We start from the raw sequence: 11,320 nt of genomic DNA on the forward strand, positions 1-11,320 counted from the left end.
AGAAACAAAACCGATTTACCTTTAGAGTTTCAACCAAAATTCAGCCATAATAATTTCATAAACAGCAATAATCAAAATAACATGTATACTATTTTGCTTTTTAAAACTCGCGTAGCAGTTACATAAATATTTTACCTCCTTAAAATATCATACCTAACAGGTTTTATAAACCTGTTAGGTCTTTTCTTATATTAAGACAACCCAGAAATCACTCCGTTATCATCAATCATCATATTTTCTGAAGCCGGAATTGATGGCAACCCAGGCATTCGCATCATTTTTCCTAGAATAGGAATTAAAAACTGTGCGCCGGCAGCAATCTCAATTTCTCGAACCGTTATTGTAAACCCTGTAGGACAACCAATTAACTGCTCATCATCTGAAAAAGATTTTTGTGTTTTCGCCATACAAATGGCAAAATCATTAAATCCCAATCTGTCAATTCTCTTTAAATTTAGTTTTGCTTGGTTGGTAAATGCAACATTTTTAGCCCCATAGATTTCTTTCGCAATTTTTTCTATTTTTTCTTTTACAGGACTTTTCCAATCATACAAAGGTTTGTAAATAGTTGCTTTATTTTCCACCACATTTACAACCGCTTTTGCTAAATTTTTAGTTCCTTCTCCGCCTTTCGCCCATCCTTCTGATAAAACAGCCTCTACTCCTAAACCTGCGCATTTCTCAATTATAAAACGAACTTCTTCATCAGCATCAGAAATAAAAGAATTAATTGCTACAACGGGCTCAATATTAAATTTTCGAATATTTTCTATATGTTTCTCAAGATTTTTGAAACCTTCTTTAACCCTTTCTATATTTGGCGTATTGTACTCGTCTGCTTTTGCACCCCCATGATGACGCAAAGCTCTAATCGTTGCCACCAAAACAACGCATTTAGGATTTAAATTAGCAAATTGAGATTTGATATTCAAGAATTTTTCTGCCCCTAAATCTGCCCCAAACCCGGCCTCCGTAACCACATAATCAGACAGCGATAAACCCATTTTCGTAGCAATAATGGTATTGGTTCCTTGCGCAATATTCGCAAATGGACCACCATGAATTATTGCTGGATTCCCCTCTAAAGTTTGCACTAAATTGGGTTTAATAGCATCTTTTAATAAAATAGTCATGGCATTTTCTGCTTTTAAATCGCGTGCAAAAACAGGTGTGTTATCAAAAGTAAATCCGACTAAAATATTCCCTAAACGTTCTTTTAAATTCCCTAGATTAGATGCCATACAAAGAATTGCCATTACTTCTGATGCCGGTGTAATATTAAATCCGTCTTGTCTTGGCACTCCATTTGCGCTACCACCCAAGCCAATTGTAATATCTCTTAAAGCACGATCATTCATATCAATCACCCGTTTCCAAAGAACGGTTCTAGCATCAATATTTAAATTATTGGTTTTGCTTTGAATATTGTTATCAATTAAAGCCGACAATAAATTATTCGCCTTTTCGATTGCATTAAAATCGCCTGTAAAATGGAGGTTAATATCTTCCATTGGTATAACTTGAGAATATCCGCCCCCAGCAGCGCCACCTTTTATACCAAAAACAGGCCCTAGAGAAGGTTCTCTTAAAACTACGGTTGCTTGTTTTCCTATTTTATTTAATCCTTCAGTTAAACCAATAGAAACCGTTGTTTTTCCTTCGCCTGCGGGTGTTGGAGTTAACGCCGTAACTAAAACCAAATTACTTTTTTCTATTTTTTTAGCATCAATAAGTGATAAAGGTAATTTTGCTTTGTATTTACCATACATTTCTAAAACATCTTCATCTACCTGAAGTTTTTTAGCAATTTCTTTAATGTGTTGCAATTTTTTAGCCTGCGCTATTTGTATATCTGAAAGATGTGACATATTCTTACTAATTAGAAGTTTTTTTTTTGGATTCATAAATTTAAGGTAATCCTTTTAAATAATTCATACTAATATACTGTTATTCGCTAAAAAAATTATAGCATTAATAAGGCTCTAATAATGTTCTTCTTTAAGGTTCATTTTTACCTCTAAAGAAAGCAATCTTTTTTATATATTTGACGCATGAATGTAAAATGGTACATTAGTTCACTATTTTTAATCCTTATTTACTTTGGTGGATTTTATGAGCACGTTTCTATACCTAATCAGGAAATTGTATTAGAATTTGTTGACGCTAAAATCAACCAAAAAAACATTAAAAATACCATTACTGATGTTCAAGAAAAACTTTTAAAAATTGGTGTTTCTAATATTAAAATTCAGAAAACAGAAAATGGCACACTAAAAATTTCTTATTACAGTGATGTACCTGTTCATAAAATTAAGGATGCCCTTTCAAAAGAGCATCAACTGGTTTTAAATAAGCAATCAAAAAATAATCAGCAAAACCATTCTTATTCTGATTATAATATTAATATCTATCAATTAACGAATGAAGTAGACATCTCTAATCTTGATGATCAGTTTATATTTGAAATTAAACCTAGCACAGATAGATCTACATCGAATTATAAGTACGCTCTTGTAAGAAATTTTAAAATACACAAAGCAAACCAACTTTTTAAGACAGCCTTTAATGCTGCTAAAAAAAGTCCTTTTACAAAAGATAGAACTTCAAATAAAGAGCCAGAAGTTAGAGCTGGACCCCATGTTTACTACATCTAAAAATGTATTAGTTTACATATTTCTTAAACTACCATAAACAAATGAGTTTGAAACTCATGATTAAAAAACATTCCGCAAAAATAATTGTTAAATTTTAAACGAAGTTATATATATTTGCTCGCTTTAAAATTTTTGACCATTAAAACATATAAAATGCAAAACAAAGGACTTATTAAATTATTCGCAATCCTCTTTGGGTTAGTGAGTTTGTACCAATTATCATTTACTTTTTTAGCTAATAAAGTAGAAGATGATGCCGTAATTTATGCTGATAGCAAGGCTATTGACGATGATGCTAGACAAAAAGCCACTTTCGAAAGAAAATTTTTAGACAGTGTTGCTAATAAAGAAATCATCGATTTAAAATTTGCACAGTACACGTATAACGATGTTAAAGACAAAGAAATGAATCTTGGTCTTGACTTAAAAGGAGGTATCAACGCAATTTTACAGGTTTCTGTAAAAGAGGTTTTAAAAAGCCTTTCTAATGAATCTAAAAACGAAGCTTTCAATAACGCTTTAGAGGCTGCAGATGTTAGACAGAAAAACAGTAATCTAAATTATTTAGATTTATTTTTCGAAGAATTTGAAAAAATTGCTGGAACTACAAAATTAAGTGATCCTTCTATTTTTGGAACAAAGGCTTTAAGCGAAAAGATTTCTTTTGATGAGGGTAACCTTACCGTAAAAGAAACATTACAAGAAGAAATTAACAGTTCTATTGGTACTGCTTTTGAAGTATTAAGAAGTAGAATTGATAAATTTGGTGTAACACAACCCAACATACAAAGAATAGGAAATTCAGGTAGAATTCAAGTTGAATTACCAGGAGCTAGAGATATTGATCGTGTTATTAAGTTAATTACAAGTAAAGCTGAACTGCAGTTTTGGGAAGTGCATACCAATGCAGAGGTTCAAAACTTTTTCTTTGAAGCGAACGCTAAAGTTGCTGAATTATTAAAAGACGATTCGGTTATAGAGAAAGAAAAAGATTCTGTTAAAACAGATGACATTGACGCTTTATTAGGCGAAGAAGCAGATTCTACGAAAGTTCAAAATAATTTATTTACCTATTTACTTCCTAATGTTGCACAATCGCAGCAACAATTAAGTTCTTTAGTGGCACAAGCTAGAGTTTTAGATACTGCAAGAGTAAATGACTTGTTAAAGAACAAAGAAGTAAGAGCTTTGCTTCCTAAAGAATTAAAATACGTTAAATTTTTATGGAATTACAAATCTAATGAAGGAGTTGATGGTACTGAAATCATTGAATTATATGCCATAAAAGGAAACAGAAATGACAGCCCAACTATAGAAGGTGATGTTATTTTAGATGCTAGACAAGATTTTGATCAATTGAGTAAACCAGTTGTTAGTATGACTATGAATAGCTCTGGAACAAAACAATGGGCAAAAATGACTGCCGATAATGTAGGGAATTTTGTTGCTGTTGTTCTAGATGATTATGTGTATACAGCACCTTCTGTAAACCAAGCAATTACTGGTGGTAATACACAGATTTCTGGTGGTACCATGACTATTGAAGAAGCAGAAGATATTTCTACTGTTTTAAAAGCTGGTAAACTACCTGCTGCTGCGAGTATTATTCAAGCAGAAATTGTTGGGCCATCTTTAGGGCAAGACTCTATCGATGCTTCTATAAGCTCATTTGGTTTGGCAATTCTTTTGGTTTTACTTTGGATGATTCTCTATTATGGTAAAGCTGGTTTATATGCTGATATTGCTTTGTTGGTAAACATCTTATTTATATTCGGAATTTTAGCTTCGTTTAACGCGGTGTTAACGTTACCCGGTATTGCAGGAATTATCTTAACCATTGGTATGTCTGTAGATGCCAACGTAATTATCTTTGAAAGGATTAAAGAAGGATTATTCAAAAAGAAAGGTTTAAAACAATCGGTAGAAGAAGGTTTCTCTATAAAGGGCGCTTTATCTGCTATTATTGATGCAAACATTACAACCTTATTAACCGGTATAATTTTATATGTTTTTGGTACAGGACCTATTAAAGGTTTTGCCTTAACCTTAATGATTGGTATTGCAACCTCATTATTTACAGCAGTATTTATTACTCGTTTGTTAATTGATGGCGCTGTTCAGAAAGATGCTAAATTAACCTTTGACACTTCTGTTTCTAAAGGCTGGTTCCAGAATATTAATGTTGAGTTCTTAAAAAAACGTAAAATTGCTTACGTTATATCTGGTGCAATTATTATTGGAGGTCTTATTTCTATTTTTACCCTTGGTTTAAAACAAGGAGTTGACTTTAAAGGAGGTCGCTCTTATGAAGTTCGTTTTGATAAGAACATGAGTGCAACAGAAGTTGCTACAACTTTAAAAGATGTTTTCGGTTCTGCACCAGAGGTTAAAACTTATGGTTCTGATATCAAATTAAAAATAACTACCGCTTACAGAATTGATGAAGAAGGGCAAGAAGTAGATAACGAAGTTCAGACTACTTTATACAATGGTTTAAAACCTTATTTAGGCGAAACTACCTATGAAGATTTTAAACCCGGCTTTGAGAAAAGTGAAAATGACATGGGTGTTTTAAGTTATATTAAAGTATCTCCAACAATTGCAGATGATATTAAAACATCTGCTTTGTATGCCGTTTTTGGCTCTTTGTTAATTGTTTTCTTATATATTTTATTAAGGTTTAGAAAGATTTCTTTCTCTATTGGTGCTGTAGCTGCAGTTTTTCATGATGTATTAATCGTATTAGCTGTATTCTCTATTACCTATAGTTTTATGCCTTTTGATATGGAAATTGGCCAATCTTTTATTGCCGCCATCTTAACAGTAGTTGGGTACTCTCTAAATGATACCGTTGTAATTTTCGATAGAATTAGAGAATTTACAGAAACCCATTCAAAATGGAAATATAGTAAAGTTGTAGACAAAGCATTAAGTTCTACTTTAGGAAGAACAATAAATACCTCTTTTACAACATTATTAGTAATGTCTGCTATCTTTTTATTCGGTGGAGATTCTATTAAAGGATTTATGTTTGCCTTAATTATTGGTGTGGCAGTAGGTACTTACTCATCATTATTTGTGGCAACACCAATCATGTTTGACACTTCTAAAAAAGAAGAAAAAATAGAAGAATAATCTTATTTAAAGATATATTAAAACCGTTTTCTTTATATTGAACTTGTTTCAGTAGCTATAAAGAAAACGGTTTTTTCTATCCTGTAAGGTTTGTATCAAACTTAATGCAGTATCTTAAAAACCTTGTAGGTATTTATAAATAAGACCTTTATATTTGCACAAAGATTAAAATTCATTTAATAGCGTTAGTTACAAATAATGAGCATCATAAAACTTCACGATTTATACTTTAAACCTTATATTCATAAGGAAGAAATATCTGCAATTACTAAATATTTAGCGCAACGTGTAAAAGCGGATTTGCCAGAAGATGAGGTACCAATTTTTGTTGGAATTTTAAATGGCTGTTTTTTGTTTGCAGCAGATTTCGTTAGAGAATATCAAGGAAATTGCGAAGTTTCATTTGTAAAGTTAGCTTCATATCAAGGCACCTCTTCTACCGAAAAAATAAAGCATTTAGTAGGTATTAATGAAAATTTAGAAGGCAGAACTGTTATCATTTTAGAAGACATAATCGACACAGGTGCAACACTGCAAGAAATTTATAATATTTTTAGACATAAAAACGTAAAACAATTAAAAGTTGCTACCTTATTTTTTAAGCCAGATGTTTTTAGAAAAGAGCTCCCAATAGATTATATCGGCAAAAGTATTGAAGATAAATTTATTGTTGGTTATGGATTAGATTATGATGGTTTAGGAAGAAATTACCCAGCAATATATCAACTAACACCACCACCAAAAATGAAAAACATTGTACTATTTGGCCCTCCTGGTGCAGGAAAGGGAACGCAAGCAACCTTCTTAAAAGAAATGTATAATTTATTGCATATTTCTACAGGAGATGTATTTCGTTTCAATATTAAAAACCAAACAGAACTTGGTCTGTTAGCAAAAAAATATATGGATGAAGGCGATTTAGTGCCTGATGAAGTTACCATAAATATGCTAAAAGCCGAGGTAAATAAAAATGCAGATGCCAATGGTTTTATTTTTGATGGTTTTCCTAGAACTGAATCTCAAGCAACTGCTTTAGATGAATTTTTAGCTGAAAAAGGAGAACAAATTAATGCGATGGTTGCTTTAGAAGTTCCTGAAGATTTGCTAGTAGCACGTTTGTTAGAACGCGGAAAAACAAGTGGTAGATCTGATGATACAGACGAAGTTAAAATTAGAAATCGTTTTAACGAATACAATACCAAAACTGCTGTTTTAAAAGATTATTTTGAAGCACAACAAAAATATTATGGTATTAATGGTGTGGGTTCTATTGAAGAAATTACACAAAGAATTGCTATAGTATTTGATACTTTATAAAACGTTTAATCGTTAAATTGTTTATACATTTAGCTGCTTTTAACCATACTGGTTATACCGTAAAAAAATAAACGCATACCTAGAAATAATGACGGAAGGAAATTTTGTTGACTACATAAAAATATACGCTACTTCTGGTAAAGGAGGGCAAGGTTCTGTGCATCTTCACAGAGAAAAATTTATTACCAAAGGCGGTCCTGATGGTGGCGATGGTGGCCGTGGTGGACATATTATTTTACGAGGTGATAAAAATATGTGGACGTTGTTTCACCTAAAATTTAAGCGTCACTTTAGAGCAGAACCAGGCGGATCTGGAAGTGCAAGTAGAAGTTCTGGTGCGGATGGAAAAGATATTTATGTTGATGTACCTTTAGGTACCATCATAAAAGACGCAGATACCGATGAAGTAATTCTAGAGATTACAGAAGATAAAAAAGAAGTTGTTTTATTACGTGGTGGAAAAGGCGGACTTGGAAACTGGAATTTTAAAACCTCTACAAATCAAACTCCTAGATATGCACAACCTGGTATGGATGCCATTGAAGGTTGGTTTAGAATGGAATTAAAATTATTGGCTGATGTTGGTCTAGTTGGTTTTCCGAATGCGGGTAAATCTACTTTATTATCGGTTTTAACCTCTGCAAAACCAAAAATTGCAGATTATGCCTTTACCACACTAAAACCTAATTTAGGCATTGTTGAACATAGAAATCATCAGACATTTGTCATTGCAGATATTCCTGGTATTATAGAAGGTGCTGCCGACGGAAAAGGTTTAGGACATCGCTTTTTACGCCATATAGAGCGTAATTCGGCATTGTTATTCATGGTTCCTGCGGATAGTGATGATATAAATAAAGAGTACGCGATTCTATTGAATGAGCTTAAGATGCACAATCCAGAATTGTTAGACAAAGAAAGATTGTTAGCAATTACTAAAACAGATATGCTAGATGATGAGTTGCAAGCAGAAATAAAAGCAGCGTTACCAGAAGGTGTTGAAGCTATTTTTATATCCTCTGTTGCTGAAACAGGCTTACAAGAATTAAAAGACAAACTCTGGAAAATGTTGAACTAAACAGGTAATGTAAAATAAAAAGTACTACCTATATGAACTTGACTTTCTAAATAAATTTCACCTTTATTTCTGTTGATTATTTTCTTTGCCATAGACAAACCTATGCCAATAGCATTCCCTGTTTGCTCAATATCTAGTCTTTGAAATAATTCAAATATTTTTTCATGGTATTCTTCGGCAATTCCCATACCATTATCTTTTACTGAAAACGTATAAAAGTCATTGCTTTGGGTACAATCTACTTCAATCTCACAAACCTCTTTATCGTTGTATTTAATTGAATTTTTAATTAAATTATCAAAAACTTGATGTATTTGAGATTTATTAATGGCTATTGTAGGCAGCTCTTTTTTTATCGTTATTTTACAGTTGTCAGTTTCATGCAATTCTTTTAAATCATGCACTAAAAGATCTAAATATACAGCTTCATCACTTCTTAGTACTTCATTTTGCAAAGAATACTTTAAAACACCTTGTAAAATTAAATCCATTTGATGAGTTTCTTTTTCAATAAGTTTTAAATGCTCTTCTATATGTTCTTTATTATTCTCTTCAATCTCTTGTTGTAACCAATTAAACAAAGCCGAGAGGTTTCCTAAAGGAGTTCTTAAATCATGTGAAACCACATTCGCAAATTCTTCTAAATCCTTATTTTTTTCTTCTAAATCTTCGGCTCTTTTTTTTAATTCTATTCTACTTTTCTCTAACACTTTATTATTATCAGCAAGCGAGTACCTAAAAGCAGCAGAATCATTTAAAAGAAGCAAAGCAAAAATAAACATTAAAGAAAAAGAGCTTAAAACCGAATTATACGTGATATCATCTATTTTAGATGTCGTTAATGCTAGTAGCAAATGAATAAATACGGTCACTAAATAGATATTGATAAATATCCTGTTATTTAACAAGAGAATAGAACCAAAAAAAACGGCATAGAAACCTAAAATAAAACGAATATTAAAACTATTAATATGTAAGTTAATTAATGAGTAATGAGAAAACAATAGAATTACTAAAAAGACAATCCATCCATAAAAATAATGTATCGATTTTTTAAAAATAAAAGGAAAAATACTCGCAATGAAAAATAACAATGCAAAAAACTCTGTAGACCCTTCTACTCTTTTATTTACCTGTTCATAGTTATGTATAAAATAAGACCAACCAAAAAAGATTGGTGCCATCAAGAACAATATTAAACTACTGTTCTTTAGTTCAAAATTTTCAACTTTGCCAAGTTTGAGTGTTTTCTTAAGAAAATTATTCATTTGTAAAATATCAATTAATTTGATATATTTTTATCGGGGGTTATAAAATAAATGTTCATTAAAGGTAGTCTTTATTATTTTAAAACTTAAGGCAATTCTTTCAATTGTATCCTAATTGGCAATTGATATTTTGAAGTAACAGGAATCCCTCTTTTTATGGCAGGATGAATAGTTGGTAATTGATCTACAGAAATTCTAATTAAACTATCTAATGTGGGTAGTTGATTTTTAATCAGTTTTGTTGCCTGCAATTCTTTAAAAATAATTTCTCCTGCAGAATTAATTATCAAATCGACCAAAATAGTTTCATCAATAGCATCTTTACTTTCTAAAGTATGCTTTTGCAAGGAAGCTCCTATTTTTTTATAAATAGTATTTCTAAAGCAATTTTCTTTTTCTACTTTCTCAATTAAAGAGTCACAAACTTTAAAAGATGGATAAAAATCTACAGAAGTAAAATCTATAATTGTATCTAATTTTTGCAGATTATGCTGTTTTGCAGGTGACAACTGATCACACGAAATGAAAAAAACACAAACAACCAAAAAATAAAAACCACGTAATAACATACCCTAATTTATGGCGTGAAATTACTAAATTTTACCGACTTTTATTTTAAACTTTCTCCCCTTAAAAAATAGTCTTTTTTAATCTCTTTTATTCTACTTCTTACAAAAGCAGCAATGTCCTTATCTGAATCATAAAAGCGCTCTATGTAGGCATTGTAATGGCGATACGCTATTTTTTTATCCTTGTAATAATCATCAGAAAGTTTAGCTAACTGATACAAGGCCCTGTAATTACTTCTATTTTCTTTATAGGCTTCTTCAAAAGCATTCATCGCTTTCTTTGGCTTTTTAGTTTCATAATACATGGTTGCCATGCCATAATACGCTTCATCTCTTTTTTCTTTTCCTTTAAAAGTTGCCATCATATAATTTAACCTAGCAACGTTATAATCTTTCTCTTTCATAGCAATATGACCCAAATATGTATTCGACTCAAAATCTTTATCATCCAAAAAAGCCAATTTTGTAAAATACTTTTTAGCTTTCTCTAAACTATCTATATTGTAATAAGATCTTCCTAACATGGTTGTGCTATAGGTGTCTTTTTTATCAATTGTGTCTAAATTTAACAATAAAGGAATCGTTTCTTGATATTTTTTATCTGTAAATAATTGATTAATTTTCAATTTATTTAAGTCAATATGATTTTTATTTAACGTCAATCCTTTGTCAATAAAAAGCTGCGTAGAATCTTTATCATTTAACTTTTTAAAACTTTTTGCCAATTGCACAACCGCTTTTAAGTGTAATGTATCTTTCACATACGTATCGATGAAACTATTAATCATGGGATCTCTTTGTCCTTTTAAGGCATACGCTAACCCTAAATGATACGAGTAATTAGCATTTGTATCGTCCTTACTAATTAGATACTTAAAAATAGTTTCGGCTTTTTCAGGCTTTCTTGTAATAAGATATAGTTTGCCTACTTGATATTGCAAAACCAAGTTTAAAGAATCTTTTGCTAAAATTTCTTCGTAAATTAAAATTGCTTTTTGTGTTTGTTTTAAACGACGATAATTCTTCGCTAATTTTAATTTTGCGTTTTCATCTTCTTTAAATGCTACTGCATTCTCTAAAAATTGAACCGCGTTTGTATAGTTATCGATAGATTCATAAATAACCGCTTTTTTATAGTTCGATAAAAATGAAGGTTGCTTTTTATCTAATTCTTGTAAAGCCAATTTATATCTGCCTTTTGCAAACAAACTATCTACCACAGAAAAAGTTGAAGATTGCGCTTCAACTTTTATAACTACAAATAATAATACAATTAAAATTTTCTTTTTCATCGTTTTT

8 protein-coding genes are annotated in these 11,320 nt (G+C 31.1%); 4 read left to right on the plus strand and 4 right to left on the minus strand.

Translation table 11 applies throughout. The features are described from left to right. Window positions 1–191: 191 nt before the first annotated feature. Complete coding sequence (locus ES044_RS08040) at window positions 192–1,868, minus strand: formate--tetrahydrofolate ligase (RefSeq protein WP_147118214.1); 1,677 nt, start codon at window positions 1,866–1,868, stop codon at window positions 192–194. 183 nt (window positions 1,869–2,051) lie between these two features. On the opposite strand from ES044_RS08040, the gene ES044_RS08045 reads away from it, so the two are divergent. The 4 genes from ES044_RS08045 (at window position 2,052) to obgE (ending at window position 8,184) form a co-directional block, all read left to right on the plus strand. Further along, on the plus strand, window positions 2,052–2,654 hold the full coding sequence (locus ES044_RS08045; RefSeq protein ID WP_147118174.1) for a hypothetical protein: 603 nt from the start codon (window positions 2,052–2,054) through the stop codon (window positions 2,652–2,654). A 153-nt stretch (window positions 2,655–2,807) separates the two neighbouring features. Continuing rightward, window positions 2,808–5,789, plus strand: coding sequence for a protein translocase subunit SecDF (gene secDF, locus ES044_RS08050; protein WP_147186990.1), 2,982 nt, complete (start codon window positions 2,808–2,810; stop codon window positions 5,787–5,789). A gap of 198 nt (window positions 5,790–5,987) precedes the next feature. Beyond that, window positions 5,988–7,106 carry an adenylate kinase gene (locus tag ES044_RS08055; RefSeq protein WP_147118172.1) on the plus strand — a complete coding sequence of 373 codons (1,119 nt, stop codon included), beginning with the start codon at window positions 5,988–5,990 and terminating at the stop codon, window positions 7,104–7,106. 88 nt (window positions 7,107–7,194) lie between these two features. After that, the gene (gene obgE / locus ES044_RS08060) at window positions 7,195–8,184 is read left to right on the plus strand and encodes a GTPase ObgE (protein ID WP_147118171.1); all 990 of its coding nucleotides are present in this window, start codon (window positions 7,195–7,197) and stop codon (window positions 8,182–8,184) included. Here the strand turns inward: obgE and ES044_RS08065 are convergent. From ES044_RS08065 to ES044_RS08075, 3 genes are all read right to left on the minus strand, one after another. Then, a complete protein-coding gene (locus ES044_RS08065; protein WP_190311492.1) occupies window positions 8,181–9,368 on the minus strand; it encodes an ATP-binding protein in 1,188 nt (395 codons plus the stop codon). The two genes, obgE and ES044_RS08065, sit on opposite strands and share 4 nt — an antisense overlap. A gap of 170 nt (window positions 9,369–9,538) precedes the next feature. After that, window positions 9,539–9,961 (minus strand): hypothetical protein, encoded by a 423-nt coding sequence (locus ES044_RS08070; RefSeq protein ID WP_223269116.1) that lies wholly within the window; start codon window positions 9,959–9,961, stop codon window positions 9,539–9,541. Between the two features lie 101 nt (window positions 9,962–10,062). Next, a complete protein-coding gene (locus ES044_RS08075; RefSeq protein WP_147118168.1) occupies window positions 10,063–11,313 on the minus strand; it encodes a tetratricopeptide repeat protein in 1,251 nt (416 codons plus the stop codon). Window positions 11,314–11,320 lie beyond the last annotated feature (7 nt).

The organism is Polaribacter sp. IC066 (genome assembly GCF_007997085.1).
In the GTDB taxonomy this organism is placed as follows: domain Bacteria; phylum Bacteroidota; class Bacteroidia; order Flavobacteriales; family Flavobacteriaceae; genus Polaribacter.